This is a genomic window from Gardnerella sp. Marseille-Q9185, from assembly GCF_046508745.1.
In the GTDB taxonomy this organism is placed as follows: domain Bacteria; phylum Actinomycetota; class Actinomycetes; order Actinomycetales; family Bifidobacteriaceae; genus Bifidobacterium; species Bifidobacterium greenwoodii.
This window is the reverse complement of the sequence record NZ_JBKFWK010000006.1, coordinates 67875-86955: the sequence shown is the minus strand read 5'-3', so window position 1 is coordinate 86955 and position 19081 is coordinate 67875. Positions and strand designations below refer to the sequence as shown.

Sequence of the window (19081 nt, the reverse complement as noted above, 5' to 3'; positions counted from 1 at the left end):
CAAGAAAACTACCTGCTATTATTTTTGAACCAATTAATATAAAAGCTGAAAGAGAAAATAATCGTTCTATAAGAGCAGATAAAGCTTGGGAAAATTTCGGCAAACCAGGTAGAGATCCTAGAGCTTTTTGCGGTATTTTGCAATCTTTTGCGTCTAATAATAATTGGAATAAGCAACTTAATATAGCAAAATTACGTAATTCTTGGAATGAGGTAGTTGGTGAAAATATTGCAAATCATTGTGAAATAAGTCAAGTTATAAATGAAGTGCTTATTATTAGAGCACAATCTGCTGTATGGGCTACTCAACTTTCTTATTTGCTTCCTCAATTAAAAGAAAAAATTAATAATAACCTTTCGGATATTAAAATTAGAGAAATTAAAGTTATAGGCCCGACTACAACCGGATTAGGTTCTTGGAGAAGGTAATTTTTTAACTTATAAATATTATAATTTCAAAAAAATAGTAAAAAGGCCTCTTATTAACGAGAGGCAATATTATATGTATAGAATGTCGTGTAATATAGTTGAAGCGCTAGAATCCCCTTTTATGTGCTTTCTGGCATATGTTGGCTCTGTAAAAGCCTTGTAATATGAGGCAAATTGTGAAGGGACAAAAAGTGACAAACACGGAAGATAATTCGATAGATAATGCTGTCGAAGAGCATAAGCTTGACGATGCTCAACTTGATGATTCACTTGCTCCTGAACATTATGATGCAAGTGATCTTCGAGTTCTTGAAGGATTAGAGGCAGTTAGAATTAGGCCAGGTATGTACATTGGTTCTACTGGACCTCGTGGTTTACATCATCTGGTTTATGAGATTGTTGATAATTCCGTTGATGAGGCGTTGGCAGGTTATGCTTCTCACATTGAAGTGACTATTTTGCCAGATAATGCTATTCGTGTTGTTGATGATGGTCGTGGTATTCCAGTCGATGAAGTACCAGGTGAAGGTGTTTCTGGTGTTGAAACAGTTATGACAAAGCTTCACGCTGGTGGTAAGTTTGGCGGCGGCGGTTACGCTGTTTCTGGTGGTCTTCACGGTGTTGGTATTTCTGTAGTAAATGCTCTTTCTACTCGTGTAGAAATTGAGGTTCGCCGTCAAGGATTCCACTGGACTCAAACTTATGTAGATCAGCATCCTACTGCTCCTTTGGCAAAGGGTAAGCCAATGGAAGATGGTGAATCTACTGGTACTTCTGTAACATTTTGGCCAGATGGAACAATTTTTGAAACCACTATTTATGATTTTGAAACTTTGCGATCTCGATTCCAGCAGATGGCATTTCTTAATAAAGGTTTAAAGATTTCCTTAACTGATTTACGTAAGCCTGATGAGGCAGGTGATGAGGTTGCAGGAGATGGTGAATCTACTGATGAAAATAAGCATCAAAGCGTAAGTTATAAGTATGAACATGGTATTAAGGATTACGTTGATTATTTAGTTAAGTCTCGTAAAGCTGTTCCAGTTGAACCAGATGTTATTGATTTTGAGGCTGAAGATCTTGAAATTGGTATTTCTGCAGAAATTGCTATGCAATGGACTGTTGCTTATTCTGAAGCTGTTCATACTTTTGCAAATACGATTTCCACTACTGAAGGTGGAACTCACGAAGAAGGATTCCGCGCTGCTTTAACGACATTAATTAATCGTTATGCGCGTGAAAAGAATATCTTAAAAGAAAAAGATACTAATCTTTCTGGTGATGACGTTCGAGAAGGTTTAACTGCGGTTGTTTCTGTAAAACTTACAACTCCACAGTTTGAAGGTCAGACTAAAACAAAGCTTGGCAATTCTGAAGCTAAAACTTTTGTGCAGCGAGTTATGACAGAAAAGCTTGGTGACTGGCTTGATGCTCATCCAAGCGAAGCTAAAAATATTATTCAAAAAGCTGTTGAAGCTTCTCGCGCACGTTTGGCTGCTAAAAAAGCTCGTGAAAATACTAGACGTAAATCTATTTTTGAAACAGCTGGTATGCCAGATAAGCTAAAGGATTGCCAATCTAGTAATCCTGAAGAGTGCGAATTATTTATAGTCGAGGGTGATTCTGCAGGTGGCTCAGCAATTCAAGGTAGAGATCCTATTACGCAAGCAATTTTGCCTTTGCGCGGTAAGATTTTGAATACTGAGCGCGCATCAATTGACAGAATGATGAAGTCTGAAACAATTGAATCCTTAATTACTGCTGTTGGCGGTGGATATGGTGAAGACTTCGATTTAAGCAAGGTTCGATATCACAAAGTCATTATTATGGCTGATGCTGATGTCGACGGTGCTCATATTGCAACTTTGAATTTGACTCTATTCTTCCGCTACATGCGTCCTATGATTACAGCAGGATACGTTTATGTTGCTATGCCACCTTTGTACCGATTGAAGTGGAGTAAGGGAGCGCATGATTTTGTTTATACGGATGCTGAGCGAGACAGAGTTTTAGCAGAAGGTAAAGCTGCTGGTCGTCAACTTCCTAAAGGTGAAGGCATTCAGCGATACAAGGGCTTGGGTGAGATGAGCTATCAGGAATTGTGGGAAACCACTATGGATCCTGAGCATCGTATTTTGAAACAGATTCATATTGAAGATGCTGCTCGAGCTGATGAAACCTTCTCAATGCTTATGGGTGATGAAGTAGAGCCACGTAGACTCTTCATTCAACGAAATGCTCATGATGCAAGGTTTATTGATGCTTAAAAGTTATTGGTATATCTACAAAGATAGAAAAATAAAAACGTTAGTAACCTATAAGAATACAAAGGAATTGCAGTGGTAGACGAAATAAACGCCGCTAATAATAGCGAAGATCGAGATCAACTGCCAGATGGTTCAATGGAGCCACAAAGCCCTCAGGAAGCTGATAATACTGATTATGGATTACTGAAGGGTGCACGAGTTAAGCATATGGATTTGCAGCAGGAAATGCGCGAATCATATCTTGCTTATGCATTATCCGTTATTATCGAGCGAGCTTTGCCAGATGTTCGAGATGGTTTAAAGCCTGTTCACCGTCGAGTTATTTATGCAATGTATGACGGTGGATATAGGCCTGATCGCGGATATAATAAGTGCTCTCGTGTTGTTGGCGATGTTATGGGTAAGTATCATCCTCACGGTGATTCTGCTATCTATGACACTTTGGTGCGTATGGCTCAATCTTGGTCAATGCGATACATGCTTGTTGATGGACAAGGTAACTTTGGTTCTCCTGGTGACGATCCTGCAGCAGCAATGCGTTATACGGAATGTCGTATGGCACCGTTGGCTATGGAAATGGTACGAGATATCGATAAAGATACCGTTGATTTCCTGCCAAATTATGATGGTAAAACTCAAGAGCCTACTGTTTTGCCAGCTCGTTTCCCAAATCTTTTAGTTAATGGTTCTGCTGGTATTGCTGTTGGTATGGCAACCAATATTCCACCTCATAACATGCGTGAAGTGGCTGATGGTGTGCACTGGGCTTTGGATCATCCTGATGCAAGTAAAGAAGAACTTCTTGAAGCTTTAATTCAGCGAATTAAAGGACCTGATTTCCCTACTGGTGCAACCATTTTAGGTCATAAAGGAATTGAGCAAGCGTACAGAACTGGTCGCGGCTTAATCACAATGCGCGCAGTAGTTAATACTGAGGAAATTAAGGGACGTATGTGCTTGGTTGTTACTGAGCTTCCATACCAAGTTAATCCTGATCGCTTAGCTGCTTCAATTAGGGAGGCTGTGCGCGATGGCAAGATTCAAGGCATTGCAGATATGCGCGATGAAACGTCTGGTCGTACAGGTCAGCGTTTGGTTCTTGTTCTTAAGCGTGACGCTGTTCCAAAAGTTGTTCTTAACAATCTTTATAAGCATTCACAATTGCAGCAGACCTTCGGCGCAAACATGCTTGCTCTGGTTGATGGTGTTCCTCGCACTTTGAGTTTGGATGCTTTCATTCGTCATTGGGTAAGTCATCAGCTTGAAGTTATTGATAGGCGTACACGTTACTTAAAGCGTGAAGCTGAAGAGCGTGATCATATTTTGCAAGGCTACTTAAAAGCTTTGGATATGATTGACGAAGTTGTGGCATTAATTCGTTCATCTAAAGATGTTGAAACAGCTCGCACTGGTTTGATGAATTTGCTTGATGTTGATGAAGTTCAAGCGGATGCAATTCTTGCAATGCAACTTCGTAGACTAGCAGCTTTGGAACGTCAGAAGATTCTTGACGAACATGAAGATCTGATGCTGAAGATTGCTGATTACAACGATATTTTGGCAAGTCCAGAACGCCAGCGCAAAATTGTTGGCGACGAACTTGATGAAATTGTTGCAAAATATGGTGATGATCGCAGAACTAAGATTCTTCCTTTCTCTGGTGAAATGAATGTTGAAGATCTTATTGCCGAAGAAAACGTTGTTGTAACAGTAACTCGCGCAGGTTATATTAAGCGAACTAAAGCAGATGAGTATCGTGCTCAACACCGCGGTGGTAAAGGTATTAAGGGTGCAAAGCTTCGTGAAGATGATGTAGTAGATCACTTCTTCTTAACATCTACACACAACTGGTTGCTCTTCTTTACTAATCGTGGTCGAGTTTATCGTATTAAAGCTTACGAACTTCCAGAAGGATCTCGCGATTCTAAAGGTCAGCATGTTGCTAACTTGCTTCAGTTTACTCCTGGAGAAACAATTCAAACAGTTTTGTCAATTCAAAACTACGATGTGGCAAAGTACTTGGTTTTGGCAACTCGTTCTGGAAAAGTTAAGAAAACTGCTTTGCAAGAATACGATTCTCCACGTCAAGGTGGTTTGATTGCTGTTCGACTAATGGCAAATGAAGAAACTGGTGAACCTGTTGATGAGCTGATTGGTGCAGCTTTGTGCAATTCAGGAGACGACATTATTCTTGTTTCTAAACTTGGTATGAGTTTGAAGTTCAGAGCAGATGATGAACAACTTCGACCAATGGGACGTCAAACTGCAGGTGTTCAGGGCATGAGATTCCGCGAAGGTGATGAACTTTTGGATATGGATGTTGTTGCCGCTGAAACAAGTAAAGATCTTCTTGTTGTTACAAACGAAGGTTTTGCAAAGCGTACAGCTATTGAAGAGTATCGTTTGCAAGGAAGAAATGGTTACGGAGTTAAGGCAGTACAGCTTGCAGAGGGACGCGGTTCTTTGGTTGGTGCCTTGATTGTTGAAGAAACTGATCAAGTAATGGCAATTATGAAGTCCGGTAAGGTAATTCGTTCCGACGTTAACGAGGTTAAGCGTACAGGAAGAACTACTCAAGGTGTAACTCTTGCTAAGCCAGACAAGGGTGATGAAATTATTTCTATTGCTCGTAATGAAGAAACAGATGATGAGGAAAATCAAGTAGAAGAAGTTGAAGCAACTTCTTCGAACGAGGAAGCTTAAAATCTTATTTACGAAAAGTAGTAAATAATAAAATTTCTTTGCTAAAACTTAATTATTAATAACTTATGAGAGTGCCAACTAAGCGGATATAGTCCGTTTTGATTGGTACTCTCATTAGTATAATTAGTCTAATTATAAGAAACGTAATAAGAGAAGGAAAACTTAAGATGAGCGAAGATTTTGAGCCATCGCAAAATCCAACGAATATTAATGAAGAATCTTCTTACACAATTAGAGAAGACAATAATTCTAATGAAGAATTTGGTGATTCTTCTTTAGGAAGGGCTGTTAGAAAATCACAGTTTACGTTGGGTGGATCTAGTAGTTCATCTTCTTCTCGTAGAACTATTGGTGGTATGGCATCATCAACATCTTCAGCAAGTCAATTACATTCTTCTAAAGCAGGTCATACTCCTAGAGCTCGTCGTATGAGCCTTTCTTTGGTTCGTGTTGACGCATGGTCAGTTGCAAAAGTTACATTTCTTCTAAGCGTTGCAGGCGGTATTATTCAGGTTATTGCCGCAGGTTTAGTTTGGTTGTTCTTGAACATGATTGGTGTTTTTGATCAGGTAACTCAGATTGTTTCATCAACAGGTTTGGACAGTAATGGTTTTAATCTTGCTGATGTGTTTTCTCTTCCAACAGTATTGAGTGCAGTTACTATATTCTCTATTGTTGAAATTGTTATTATTACAATACTATCCGCAATAATTGCGCTACTTTATAACGTAGTTGGCTCATTGGTTGGTGGAATACACGTTACTTTAGGTGACGACTGATAAGTAAAAACTTATAGGTAACAGTCTACTAACAAGTTGTATTCTTAATAGAAATTCCCGCTAATTGTTTTTAACTAGCGGGAATTTTAGTATTTTCTAAATATTTTTTAGTTAGTAAGAATATTATCTTCTAGCTAATTCATCGCGAATGTCTTGTAAGAGTTGAATAGTTTTTTCTTCGCGCTCTTTACGTTTATCTTCTTCAGTTTTTTCATGTTCTATTTTCAATAAATCTGCACCAATTTCACGCAATTTATTAATAGGTAAAACAATGCAAAAATAAACTGCGGCTGCAATAATTATGAAGTTTAATAATGCTCCAATTACTGCACCAAAAGAAATTGTGGCACCTTTCATAGTAATAGTTAATACGCCATCAAGCTCTGTTTTGCCGAAAATAATGGCAATAAGAGGATTAATAATATTCTTAACTATTGTTGTTACTACTGCAGTTACTGCACTACCCATAACAACACCAACAGCCATATCAATAACGCTGCCGCGTAAAATAAACTTCTTAAAACCTTTAAGCATTAGAGTTTTCGCTTTCTGAAGCAAATTCTTCAACTAATTTTTTAGCAGAATAATTTTTGTTATTTTTATTGTTTTTTCTATTATCTACATACAGTTTGTGTCTCTGGAATGAGCGCAATACTGTAACAGAAAGAAGCGGATACATAATTGCTGCAGTTAATACGTCTGTAGGGAAGTGAGCTGCAACAATAAGTCGCGAAATAGCGACGATAACAACTAGTATTGTGCTAAAAAGTAATCCAACTTTAATAAGAGAAGGCTTAGTTACATAAATAATTAGCATTATCATTGCACAGACTGCGACTGCTGCAGAAGTGTGTCCACTAGGAAAACTTGGATCAGAAGGTAGCTTAATATTCAGACCAATATATGGTCTTGGTCTGTGGACAGCAAATTTAACTGCAAAAATGTAAATCATAGGAAGCAGAGAAATAAGAAGCTGAGTAATTGTAAGTTTTAAGCTTTTACTAATAAACAAGGAAATTATTGCAAGCAATAATAGTATTGCCAAGCAGCCTTTAGTGGAAAAAACAATCGCAATTATTTTTGAAAAGTTCAATGCTGAAGAAGGAACACTATTGTGAAAATAAGCTACAATAGTCGATTCATAATTTCGTTCTTTACTACTAATAAGTAGTGCTTTACCTAAGCAAGGTACAATAATTGCGAGTATTAAGGTAAAAATAGTAGCAAAATTGCGAGTAATTACCGACAATCTGCTGTGATTGTTATTATTTTTTTGCGTCATAATTGCTAAGAGTACACTTACCATGATGTAAATGCACGTTGAAAATAGTCAAGTAGCATTAAAAATAATAAAATATTAGAAAAAAGTGTGTGAAATTTGAGTACCGTACCCGGTGACGAGTACTATGGTGAACAGATAGAAAGGGTTTACCATGAGCATTTTTGACCGATTTGAGAAGAGCGTGGAAGGTGCAGTGAACGGCGTCTTCGCAAAATTCGGCTCCAAAGATTTACAGCCAGTTGATTTTTCTAGTGCTTTGGAACGTGAAATTGATGCTGAAGCTATGCCTATTGGCCGAGATCATACTGTTGCTCCAAATGAATATCGTTTTAAGCTAAGTACACCTGATTTTGATCATATTGAACAGTGGGGTAGTGAAGCTTTAGCTAATGAGCTTGCTGACAATCTTACGCAATATGCTAAAAGTCAACATTATGCTTTTGTAGGACCAGTAGTTGTTATTTTTGAAGAAGACTTGGAATTAACTAAGGGTAATTTCCATTTGACTTCTGAATCAGTTCAAGGAAATGCTGTTCCTGTTACTACTGACGACCAGCAGCAGAATCATCCAATGCTTGAGATTAATGGCAATCAGTATTTGCTTACTAAAGATTGCACAATTTTAGGACGAGGTTCCGGTTGCGATATTGTAATCGACGATCCTGGTATTTCTCGACATCATCTTAGTATCGACGTCACTCCTGATGGTGTTATTGCTAGAGATCTTGGTTCAACAAACGGTACTTATGTAGAAGGTCACCAAGTTCCAGCTGCAACCTTGGTAGATGGAAACACTATTACTATTGGGCGTACGCGTATTCTCTACTGGGCATCGTCTCAAGAGTAGGAGAAAAAGTATTTTCCGAATGAGGAGACGATAACGCGTATGATATTCACTGAATTAACGTTTGCAATATTCAAGTATGGCTTTTTAGTCTTACTTTGGGTTTTTGTGTTATGCGCTATTCGTTCGCTTCGTAGGGATATTGAAGTTTTTAGTCCTAAAAAATCGCATTTTTGGAATAAAAAATCTCGACGCGCATCTCATGACGTAAATTCTTCTAAGCCTGTACAACGACAAGCATCACCTGTAATGGTTAACTCGTCTTCAAAAAATTCTGATGTTAATCCTACTTTGCTAGTTGTTATTGACGGGCCTTTGGCAGGATCATCTTTCCCATTAAATGCTGCTGGAGTAACTCTTGGTAGAGCTGCATCTAATACGGTAGTTTTGAATGATGAATTTGTTTCTTCGCATCATGCTCGCGTGTATTTTAATCAAAAAGTTCACGCATGGGTGCTTGAAGATTTAGGTAGTACTAATGGGACTATGATTGGTCATTCTCGCGTTAGTGAACCAGTTATATTAGCTCCGCGCACTTCGGTTAGAATAGGCGCAACCATGTTTGAATTGAGGTGATAATATGACGCAAATCAATTCAAATAATGAGGAAGAATCCAATACAGAAACAACTGGTCAAATTGAAAAATTAGCAGACGATAATAATCAGAATGTTAATAAAGCAGCGTATGTAGAATCAGTTGAAAAAATATTATTTATGTATTCTACGGCTGTTAGTGATGTTGGCACAGTTAGAAGTAACAATCAGGATTCTGCGTTTGCTGGAGAACATTTAGCAGCTATTTGCGATGGTATGGGTGGTCATGCTGGAGGAGATACAGCGTCTACTATTGCTATTCGTTCGCTTGCGCATATTGAGCAAGATTCCAGGCCGTACGATGTAAAAGCTGTGTCTTCAATGATGGAAACGTCGATTATGGCAGCTCATGACGCGATTGTTGGAAAAGCTAAGCGCGAGCGACGTCTTGCTGGAATGGGAACAACTGTTACTGCAGTAACTCTTGTATGTGGATATTGGGTTTTGGCACATTTAGGTGATTCAAGAGCGTACTTGCTTCGTGACAATCATCTTATGAGAATGACTACAGATCACAGCTACGTTCAGCATCTTATTGATACGGGTCATATTACTCCCGAAGAGGCTAGGAATCATCCTCAAAGAAATGTTGTTATGCGCGTATTGGGAGATTTTGATATAGACCCGCGCCCTGATATTTCTTTACGAAAAGCTCATCCTTCAGACAGATGGTTACTTTGTTCAGACGGATTGTGCGGAGTTTTAGAAGATTCCACTATTCAAGATGTTATGAGCACTATTTCTAATCAAGAAGAATGCGCTCAAAAACTTGTAGCTATGGCTCTTCGAGCAGGAAGCACGGATAATGTTACTGCTGTTGTTGCGGATGCAACTCTTGCTCTCGATGCGGATGCGTTTGATTTGCCTCATCAAACTCCATTGATTGGTGGAGCTGCAAGTCAAGATCTTGAATCTATTGCAGATATTGTTAATAAAGCAGTATCGTCATCTCCAGCACTTAGAGAAGATAAAAATTCTCCAGCGCAACGTGCTGCAGCTTTAGTTCAAAACAATGCGGATGAATCAGATGCTGTTAATCCTTCCGTATTAATGACTAGAATTGTTCAGCCTTCGCATATTCGCGAAGAATCAGAAGATTTACACACTCCTGATACGAATGAAATTCCTATTGTAACTAAGAAAAACGGCAAAATATCTACTGATCCGCACGATCCGGATGTTGCGCGTGCGGTTAAATATGAGAAAGATGAAGCTCATAAAGCTTATTCGTTGCGTCGTAGATGGACTCGCATAGGTATTGCTCTAGGAATTTTGCTTGGATTGTTGATTATTGCTGGTGCTGGTTATGGAGTTTATTCGTGGACTCAAACGCAGTATTACATTAGCCAGAACAATGATCGCGTTGTTATTTATCAAGGTGTTCCAACAAATATTTTCGGAATTGCGTTATCTCACGAAGTTGAATCAACCGATATTCCTGTAAAAAATCTTGATAAATCATGGCAGGATCAATTGCGTGAAGGTATTAGTTTTGGAAGTTTAGCTGAAGCTCGCGGTCATGCTTCTTTAATTCGTCGAGAAATGTTCCAGCGTGCGAAAGAAAAATTAAATGCTAAGCGTCAGAAAAAAATAGTTTCTTCAAATGATAGTAAAAGCAGTAAAGATAGCGTAGATAGTAAGGAAAATAAGGATAATAAAGACAATAATGCGCAGCAAGGGGGTAAATCCTCATGAATTTGATTGCTACGCGTATTAGGCAGATAGCATTATTGCTTTTTGCGATTCTTGTTTCAGCAATTGCATTTTTGCAAATGTTCTTTCGTATAGACAGTTGCATATCGGCTAATTATGTTGCAATGCTAACAATTGTTATGCTGCTATTCTTAGTATTTTGGGGTGTGCTTCTTGTTAAGCAGCCTTATGCTAGTCAAGCAATTTTGCCATGTATTATGCTTCTTACAGCAATAGGAACAGTTCTTATTGCAAGAATTGATAGGCAAAATAATACTGATATTGCTATTAAACAGTTAGTGTGGGTGTGTGTAGCGCTTATATTATCTATTATTTTTGTTATTGTGCTGCAAGATTATCGCATATTAAGACGTTTTTCTTATGTAAATATGGTAATCGGCTTAGTTTTGCTTCTTTCTCCTATGATTCCAGGATTAGGCAAAGAAATTGGCGGCGCAAGAATTTGGGTTGGTTTTGGAAATCACACTGTGCAACCTGGAGAATTTGCTAAGCTTTTCCTAGCTTTCTTCTTTGCAGCATACTTGTTTAATCATCGCGACAGGCTTGCTGTAGGAGGGAAGAAAGTTCTTGGAGTGCATTTGCCAAGATTGCAAGATATGGGTCCTATTGCATTAGTTTGGGCTGCATCAATGGGCGTATTAGTTGTGCAGCATGATCTTGGCACTTCTCTTATGTTCTTTGCTATGTTTGTGTCAATGCTTTATGTTGCCACAGGTCGCAAAGGTTGGCTGGTTGTTGGATTTATTGCATTCACATTAGGCTGCTTAGCTGCAGTAAAGTTATTCGCACATGTGCAGTATCGTGTGGATGCTTGGCTTCACCCGTTTGATAATGCTGTGTATAACAGGTTCCCTGGAGGTTCGGCTCAGATTGTATCTGGATTATTTGGTCTTGCAGCCGGAGGAACTACGGGAACAGGTTTAGGACAAGGTCATCCTTCTTTAACGCCGTTAGCTAATTCTGATTTTATTTATGCTTCTATTGGTGAAGAACTTGGTCTTACTGGACTTCTTGCAGTATTAGTTTTGTATTTAATTATTATTACTTCCGGAATGATTACCGCAATGAAAATTAAAGATGGCTTCGGTAAATTATTAGCATCCGGTCTTGTTTTTACTATGGCATTCCAAGTATTTACTGTTGTTGGTGGTATTACTTTGGTTATACCTTTAACAGGTTTGACCTTGCCATATATGGCTGCTGGCGGATCTTCATTAGTAGCAAATTATTTGCTTGCCGCATTGCTTATTGTTATTTCTAACTCTGCGAATAAACCTGAATCAGCTCCAGTTTCCGACACCTTCCAGTATGAGGCTTTGGCAGCATTGCGTGAGCGAGAATTGCAGGAGAGAAGTCGTAGTAAATCTGAAAATAATGATCTTGGTGAAAGTAATTTAATTAATAGTCAGGAAGAAGCGAATAGTATGAATAGCCAAACCCTTGTTTCTTCGCAGGAACGAGGTGAGACGAATGAATAAAAGCTTAAAAGAATTATTCATTGCTGTACTAGTATTGTTCGTTGTACTTGGTATTTCAAGTACTATTATTACCTCTATTAATGCTAATGCTTTAAATGCTGATCCTAGAAATCGTAGAGCCTTATACCATGAGTTTGGATCTCCTAGAGGGGCAATTCTTACTTCGGATGGAATTGTTATTGCTAAATCAGATTCCTCTAAAGATGCATTCGTGTATCAGCGCAAATATTCTAACGGTCCTGTATATTCTCCAATTACTGGCTACTTTTCTATTAGTCAGCGTGCAGATAGAGGTATTGAGGCTTCTAGGAATAGTTTATTAAGCGGCGAATCTGACGCATTATTCTGGCAGCGGTTCAAATCTTTGTTTACTGGAGCTACAAACCGCGGAGCTTCTATTGAAACATCAATTGACTCAAAACTGCAGACTCTCGCATATAATCTTCTAAAAGACAAAGACGGTGCTCTTGTTGCAATTGAACCAAAAACTGGCAGGATTCGCGCAATGGTTAGCACGCCAAGCTATGATCCAAATGTTCTTGCCATACACAATATTGGTGCTGTAAATAAGTCTTACGAACAAATAACATCAGATGTTTGGAATCCAATGTTAAATCGTACGATTTCTGAGCTTTACGCACCTGGTTCTACATTTAAAACTATTGTTGCTGCCACTGCACTAGAAACTGGAAAATATCAGCCAGATACGCTAATACCTGCCGGTGCGAAATACACTCTTCCTGGAACAAGTGTTGCTTTAACTAATGTTGTTTCTCAAGCAAACGGCACTGACGGAAAAATTTCGTTTGAAGACGCGTTAGCTTATTCTTCAAATACTGCATTCGCGCAGTTGGGCAATTCTTTGGGTTCAGATGCGATTGTAAAACAGGCAAAAAAGTTCGGTTTCTTTGAATCTCTTTCTATAGATGGATCTGATTCTACAGGTTTCCCAATGAGATCCGTAAGCTCAACATTTTCTATTAAACCAACTCCAGACAGACTAGCCTTGGAATCCATTGGACAAGGTGACGCAAAAGTTACGCCTTTGCAAAATGCTATGATTGCAGCAGCTATAGCAAATAACGGTACGCTTATGAAACCTACGCTTGTAGATTGTGTGCGTTCAAGTGACTTGTCTGTGTTGTCGCAAACGAAGCCAACAATTATGAATCAAGCCATGAGCAGCGATAGTGCTGCAAAACTATCCGCTATGATGCAATCTGTAGTAATAAAAGAAAATCCAAATCTCGCATTACCAAATATGCATGTTGCTGCAAAAACAGGTACTGCACAGATTGGAGTGAATAATCAGTCTGCAAATGGGTGGGTTATTGGATTTGCTCCGGCAGAAGATCCTAAAATAGCTATAGCGGTAATTGTTCACAATACTAATGTTCTGGGCAGTTACGCAGCAGGACCAATTATGCGACAAGTGATGAAGGAGGCGCTTACACAATGAAACTTGTTGAAGGACAGTTAGTTCATCATCGTTATCGACTGGATCGCCGCCTTGCGCAAGGCGGTATGGGAGAAGTCTGGAAAGGCTTTGATATTCAACTTGGGCGAATTGTTGCTATTAAAGCGCTGCGTACGGATACTGCGAATGTAGAAGCAAAGTTGCGTAGGCTTCGTGCAGAAGCTCATAATTCGGCAAATCTTGCGCACCCGAATATTGCAGCACTATTTGACTATTATGAGCATGATGGCATTGGATTCTTAATTATGGAATACGTGCCAAGTAAGTCGTTAGCAGATTTGTATCATAAAGAAAAAGCTATTGATCCAACCAGACTGTTGCCTATTCTTATTCAAACAGCACGAGGACTTTTTGTAGCTCACTCGCATGGTGTTATTCATCGTGATGTAAAACCTGCAAATATTATGGTTTCTGAAACAGGAAACGTAAAAATTACTGACTTTGGTGTTTCTTATTCAAGCGATCAGGAGCAGATTACTCAGGACGGTATGGTAGTTGGCACAGCACAATACATTTCTCCTGAACAAGCACAAGGCGAACAGGCAACAGCACAATCTGATATTTACTCACTAGGAGTTGTTGCTTACGAAGGATTATGCGGGCACAGGCCGTTTACTGGAGCTACTCCGGTAGATATTGCTGCGGCTCATGTTAATGATCCTGTTCCGCCATTGCCTGAAAATATTGATCTGCAATTAAGACAGTTTATTATGTCGATGCTTGCAAAAGATCCAAAAGATCGACCAAAAGATGCGCTTGTTGTATCAAAAGTTTTATCTCGTATTGAACGTAGGCTGCTTGATCAAGAAACAGCTTTTAACAATACAACAGGATTTATTTCTACAGATTCCCGACAAACTCGATGTATTAAGAGTATGCCGCAGAATCAAGTCAATATTATTAACATTTTGAATACCAATAATCGCAAGGAGCAGCAATGAATACCACAATGCCCACCTCATTAGCGAATGGTCGATATGAATTAGGAGAACTTATTGGCCGCGGCGGCATGGCAGAAGTACGTGTTGCGGTAGATAAGCGTCTAGGTCGTACTGTTGCTGTGAAAATCATGCGTTCTGATTTAGCGAACGATGAAATCTTCCTGTCTAGATTCCGCAGAGAAGCTCACGCAATTGCGCAAATGAACAACCCTAATATTGTTAATATTTATGATTCTGGTGAAGAATCTGTTACTACCGACAACGGATTGGAAGAGCGCCTTCCTTATCTAGTAATGGAGTATATTAAAGGAAAAACACTGCGCGATATTCTTAAGATGAATGGTGCCTTAAGCCAGCGTGACGCTGAACAAGTTATGCTTGGTGTACTTAATGCTTTGGAATATTCGCACAGAATGGGAATTATTCACCGCGATATTAAGCCTGGAAATATTATGATTTCCGAGCAGGGCATGGTGAAGGTGATGGACTTCGGCATTGCTCGTGCTCTTGACGATTCTGCAACAACTATGACGCAGTCTCAAGGTGTTGTTGGAACTGCACAATATTTGTCTCCAGAGCAGGCTCGCGGAGAACAAGTAGACATGCGCTCTGACTTGTATTCTGCAGGATGCGTACTTTATGAAATGCTTACTGGTCGCCCACCATTTATTGGTGATTCTGCTGTAGCTATCGCATACCAGCATGTTTCTGAAGTTGCAACTCCTTTAAGCACTCTTGTGCCTGGAATGCCTTCTATGTGGGATAAAATTTGCGCTAAGGCAATGGCAAAAGACCGTCAGAACCGTTATGCTACAGCTTCGGAATTTAAGAACGATATTCTAGCGTTCATGAACGGCGGAGTTCCTGTTGCAGCAGCTTTTAATCCGCTTACTGATTTAGCGAATATGAAAGCTCGCAAACAAGCTGAGCAAACAGCTGCAACAATGGCCATTAATGCTACTGATGGTGCTGCAACACAATCGTTTAACCCTATTACAGGTCAGGTTGAGCCATCAAATATTGCATTTGCTCCAAGCACTCGTGCAGCTCAACGCGCTCAATCGCAAGCTAAGCGTCGTAAGCGTGCTGTAATCGGCTCTATTATTGGTGTTGTTGTTGCGATTGTTGTGCTAGCAGGCGTTTTGTTTATGCTGGGTCATAATCGAATGTCTGGTAATGTTGTTGTTCCAACATTTATGGAAACAACCACTCAGGATGCGGCTAGAGAAAAACTTAGAGCATTAGGATTAGTCCCAGATATTCGTGAAGATGATCATTCTTCTCAGCCTGAAGGCACGTTTACAAAACAGTCTCCGCGCGGTGGCGAGCATGTTGCGTCTGGTACTAAAGTTACGGTTTGGTTCTCTGTAGGACCTCAATCAACACGTGTTCCAGATGTGAGCGGTAAATCGCAGGAAGCAGCTCGTAAGATACTTGAACATGCTGGTTTTAAGATTGCTAATGTTCGAGTAGAAGATAGTGCTGATGTGAAGAAAGATCATGTGACTCGCACTGATCCAGATGCTGATTCTTTCGCAGACAAAGGCACTTTGATTACGCTTTATATTGCTTCTGGTTTAACTAAGATTCCTGATGGTCTTGTTGGTCAGAGCAAGGATATTGTGATTAGTCAGCTGCAAAATCTTGGTTTTACTGCGGATGTTGTAAAGGAAGATTCAGATAGTGTACCTGAAGATTCTGTAACCCGATTAAACCCTAATTCCGGATCTTCTGTTAAGCCTCATAGCTCGATTACAGTCTATGTGTCACAAGGCTCGCCGAAGGTAGAAGTGCCGCATATTGATCTTGGTACTATTACGTTTAAGCAGGCTAAGAAAATACTTGAAGCAAAGGGCTTAAGGGTAGTTTCTGATTCTATTTCTAATAAAGATGATGATGTAGTGATCAGCATGTCTGAAGATGCTGGAACTAAGGTAGATAAAGGTTCTGCAATCACTTTGATTACGAGACCAGGACTTGGTTCTTCTTCAGATAGTGATAATCAAAGTAAGTGATATTAGATACTAGAAATATTATGAGAATCGAATAAAAATAAGGGCGATAACTTTTAAGTATCGCCCTTATTTGTACAGTTTTATTTTTATTAGACTTTATTCGAGTATGTCCTAAATTTAATTGGATCTTTCAATTATATTTATTTCATACAGTTGTTGTGTAATTAGACATCTGCTGCAGGAATGGAATCGTTGCAGCTGCCCAAGGAAATACCCATTGGAATAGAGCTAATATGATGAACAAATGAATTAGGATTGCAAGAATCCAACGAATTGCTGTAATGCCTGGTTGTATTAAAAGGATTCCGCCAAAAATGCTTGCATCTGGCTTTTTCCTTTTTCCTACGCGAATTTCGCGAAGTGCAGGCCACTGCCAAGCAATAGCACCAGCCGCAAAAATAACAATATAAAGCACTGCAATAACAAGCATTACTGGAACAAGTGAAGAAAGATGAGAAACAAGAGACTGCTGCTCATTGTTAATAAACTTTACTTTTCCTTGCTCATCAATTGTGGAAAGCTCTTTTGGAATACCATCGCTAATGTTTGCCCAATAAGCTAACTTAGCGTAGCTAATCCAGCGATGTGTTGCAGTAGTATACTTAGGCTCGCATGTAGTTAGAGTAAGCATACGTTTTGTTGGCTTTTCGTTAGGATGATCAGGGTTTGGAGCGATTACTTCACCGTGATCTGGTGTAACAATCTTATAAGAAGTGTACTTATATACGAACCAGTAATCTTTAGTCCTAACAACAATAGCATCGCCAGGTTTAAGCAAGTCAACATCACCCAAAGGCTGTCCGTAACCATTGCGGTGTCCAGCTACTGCGAAATTGCCGATTTCGCCAGGCATTTGAGTTTCTGAATAGTGTCCTAAGCCACGTTTGCTCAAAATATCTGGTGTTGTTCCTTCGATAATATTACGCTCCCACTGGTTTCCGAAGCGAGGAACATACAGGCGAGCTATTAAAACGTCCCCTTTTGGCTTGCTAACTTTTGGTGGCTCGCCATTTTGAGGTAAAGCGATCTTTGTTTTGTCACCTGTTTTAGGATTCTTCCAAGATATTTCTTTACGTGCTTCTACCTGATTGTGCTCTGCTTGAGCTCCAGTCCACCACATTTGCCATGCGATATATAGCGCACACATAATTGCAAAAGCGATTAAAACTTCGCCAACAACTCCGGCAATTTGCCAGCAGAAGTTAGAGCCTTTGCTCTTCGTATCATTTTCCTGCGTGTAAGCAGACTGCATAATACGTTACTCCTTTATGATGTGAGGGTCTTGCGACACAAATCATTTATTTAGTTCTTTAAGCACGGATGCGTACCTTAATGGTTGTAACAAAGCAGATGCTTCTGGGAATTTCAAATTCTCCTTCTTTTCTACTTTCCATCCTAATCCAAATGAACTTACGTATTCCTTGTAGGTGCGTATGGCTGGTGAATTATTAAGAGCATCAACCATATCGTCTACTGGGCCAATAGCAGATATTTTATACGGTGGCGAGTACTGATGACCTTGAAGCATAAGCACGTTTCCAATGCAAATTACTGCAGAATTAAACAAAACGCGCTGATCTTGTATGGTCATAGCTTCTGCTCCGCCCTGCCAAAGAGCATTTACAACGGATTCAATATCTTGCTGGTGAATAACATAATCGTTAATATTTACAGAAGTTCCAGAACCGTTTACTGCTCCTTTCCACAGCGAAGAGTCGTTGAGAGTTACTACGATTCCAGGTCCTTCAAGCTTAGGAAGAACAGTGCTACTACCGGTATCTGAAGAATCTTTATTCTCATTACTGCTTACGAGAGTTTTGTTGAGCAAACTAATTCTGGAATCTAAATCTTTAATATCTTCTCGCAAAGATTTTGTGCGCTGCGAGTTTCTTTCAACCATTTGACTTGTGTTGGAAGTAACGAAAGCTGTGCGGTTGACTCGTAGATTAGTAACAAATAAATATCCTGTAAGAAAGATGGCAACGGCAACAGCAACACTACTTAACAACGAGCGTTGAGCTCTATGTTTTCCTGTTCTTTTTACCATAATTTGCTCTCATTCTTCTTACGTTCGAGTGTAACCACTATTATAGCGTGTAGCCGATTGATTGGAGAGTTACAGTTATGGCTGATGAGAAATTGCACACGACTGCAGCTGACGACGCTGCAAAGAAGAGCGATACGTCAAATGAGAATACTTATGGCGTTCCTATGGATGAAGTCGAAGCAGTGTTGAATGCTACTGCAGATAAAGCATCGCTTTCTCCACAAATTCAGAAGATGATGCAGCGTCAAGCAGAAAATAGGCGTCGCGTTGAAGAAAGTATTAAAGGTACGAAGGCTAATGCAGCATGGTTCGTTCCACTGTTCTGCACGTTGATGGTTATTGGTTTAGTGTGGGCTGTTGTGTATTACTTGAACCCTATGCTACCAATCCCAGGAATTGGAGCATGGAATCTACTTATTGCCTTCGGATTTGTTGTGGTTGGTTTCTTAATGACCATGTGGTGGCGTTAATAAAATTACGACTAATTTTAAAAACGATTCTATTAAAGTAGC

At 39.5% G+C, this 19081-nt stretch carries 16 protein-coding genes; 12 read left to right on the top strand and 4 right to left on the bottom strand.

Annotation, left to right across the window (positions count from 1 at the left end; genetic code table 11):
- From ACLD5M_RS05575 to ACLD5M_RS05560, 4 genes are all read left to right on the top strand, one after another.
- Positions 1-428, top strand: a 428-nt coding sequence (locus ACLD5M_RS05575) for a DUF721 domain-containing protein (RefSeq protein ID WP_410314776.1), incomplete at its 5' end; no start/stop codon positions are given.
- Between the two features lie 191 nt (positions 429-619).
- On the top strand, positions 620-2695 hold the full coding sequence (gyrB, locus tag ACLD5M_RS05570; protein WP_116794517.1) for a DNA topoisomerase (ATP-hydrolyzing) subunit B: 2076 nt from the start codon (positions 620-622) through the stop codon (positions 2693-2695).
- A gap of 72 nt (positions 2696-2767) precedes the next feature.
- Positions 2768-5398, top strand: coding sequence for a DNA gyrase subunit A (gyrA, locus tag ACLD5M_RS05565; RefSeq protein WP_410314775.1), 2631 nt, complete (start codon positions 2768-2770; stop codon positions 5396-5398).
- Positions 5399-5565: 167 nt separating this feature from the next.
- Positions 5566-6177: a DUF3566 domain-containing protein gene (locus ACLD5M_RS05560; protein ID WP_004136611.1), complete on the top strand. Its 612-nt coding sequence runs from the start codon at positions 5566-5568 to the stop codon at positions 6175-6177.
- Between the two features lie 123 nt (positions 6178-6300).
- Here the strand turns inward: ACLD5M_RS05560 and mscL are convergent, their stop codons facing one another.
- Both mscL and ACLD5M_RS05550 read right to left on the bottom strand, forming a co-directional pair.
- Positions 6301-6711 carry a large conductance mechanosensitive channel protein MscL gene (mscL, locus tag ACLD5M_RS05555; protein ID WP_410314774.1) on the bottom strand — a complete coding sequence of 137 codons (411 nt, stop codon included), beginning with the start codon at positions 6709-6711 and terminating at the stop codon, positions 6301-6303.
- A complete protein-coding gene (locus ACLD5M_RS05550) occupies positions 6704-7459 on the bottom strand; it encodes a phosphatase PAP2 family protein (RefSeq protein ID WP_410314773.1) in 756 nt (251 codons plus the stop codon). Before ACLD5M_RS05550 ends, mscL begins: the two co-directional genes overlap by 8 nt.
- A gap of 151 nt (positions 7460-7610) precedes the next feature.
- On the opposite strand from ACLD5M_RS05550, the gene ACLD5M_RS05545 reads away from it, so the two are divergent.
- Genes ACLD5M_RS05545 through pknB form a run of 7 tightly spaced genes read left to right on the top strand, consistent with a single transcriptional unit; the run spans position 7611 to position 16522 of the window.
- Positions 7611-8306 carry an FhaA domain-containing protein gene (locus ACLD5M_RS05545; protein ID WP_308581742.1) on the top strand — a complete coding sequence of 232 codons (696 nt, stop codon included), beginning with the start codon at positions 7611-7613 and terminating at the stop codon, positions 8304-8306.
- 39 nt (positions 8307-8345) lie between these two features.
- The gene (locus ACLD5M_RS05540) at positions 8346-8879 is read left to right on the top strand and encodes an FHA domain-containing protein FhaB (protein WP_004126550.1); all 534 of its coding nucleotides are present in this window, start codon (positions 8346-8348) and stop codon (positions 8877-8879) included.
- 4 nt (positions 8880-8883) lie between these two features.
- Entirely contained in the window at positions 8884-10593 is a 1710-nt protein-coding gene (locus tag ACLD5M_RS05535; protein WP_119520992.1) for a PP2C family protein-serine/threonine phosphatase, read from the top strand.
- The gene (locus tag ACLD5M_RS05530) at positions 10590-12089 is read left to right on the top strand and encodes an FtsW/RodA/SpoVE family cell cycle protein (RefSeq protein ID WP_410314772.1); all 1500 of its coding nucleotides are present in this window, start codon (positions 10590-10592) and stop codon (positions 12087-12089) included. Before ACLD5M_RS05535 ends, ACLD5M_RS05530 begins: the two co-directional genes overlap by 4 nt.
- Entirely contained in the window at positions 12082-13548 is a 1467-nt protein-coding gene (locus tag ACLD5M_RS05525) for a peptidoglycan D,D-transpeptidase FtsI family protein (protein WP_410314771.1), read from the top strand. Before ACLD5M_RS05530 ends, ACLD5M_RS05525 begins: the two co-directional genes overlap by 8 nt.
- Complete coding sequence (locus tag ACLD5M_RS05520) at positions 13545-14507, top strand: serine/threonine-protein kinase (protein ID WP_004133883.1); 963 nt, start codon at positions 13545-13547, stop codon at positions 14505-14507. Before ACLD5M_RS05525 ends, ACLD5M_RS05520 begins: the two co-directional genes overlap by 4 nt.
- Entirely contained in the window at positions 14504-16522 is a 2019-nt protein-coding gene (gene pknB / locus ACLD5M_RS05515) for a Stk1 family PASTA domain-containing Ser/Thr kinase (protein ID WP_410314770.1), read from the top strand. Before ACLD5M_RS05520 ends, pknB begins: the two co-directional genes overlap by 4 nt.
- Before the next feature lie 145 nt (positions 16523-16667).
- Here pknB and ACLD5M_RS05510 read toward each other — a convergent pair whose 3' ends face one another.
- Together ACLD5M_RS05510 and ACLD5M_RS05505 are read right to left on the bottom strand one after the other, a co-directional pair.
- Complete coding sequence (locus tag ACLD5M_RS05510) at positions 16668-17774, bottom strand: class E sortase (protein WP_410314769.1); 1107 nt, start codon at positions 17772-17774, stop codon at positions 16668-16670.
- A gap of 42 nt (positions 17775-17816) precedes the next feature.
- A complete protein-coding gene (locus ACLD5M_RS05505) occupies positions 17817-18569 on the bottom strand; it encodes a DUF881 domain-containing protein (RefSeq protein WP_004136635.1) in 753 nt (250 codons plus the stop codon).
- 77 nt (positions 18570-18646) lie between these two features.
- Between ACLD5M_RS05505 and crgA the strand changes: the two genes are divergently transcribed.
- Entirely contained in the window at positions 18647-19039 is a 393-nt protein-coding gene (crgA, locus tag ACLD5M_RS05500; protein WP_004136636.1) for a cell division protein CrgA, read from the top strand.
- The last annotated feature ends 42 nt before the right edge of the window (positions 19040-19081 follow it).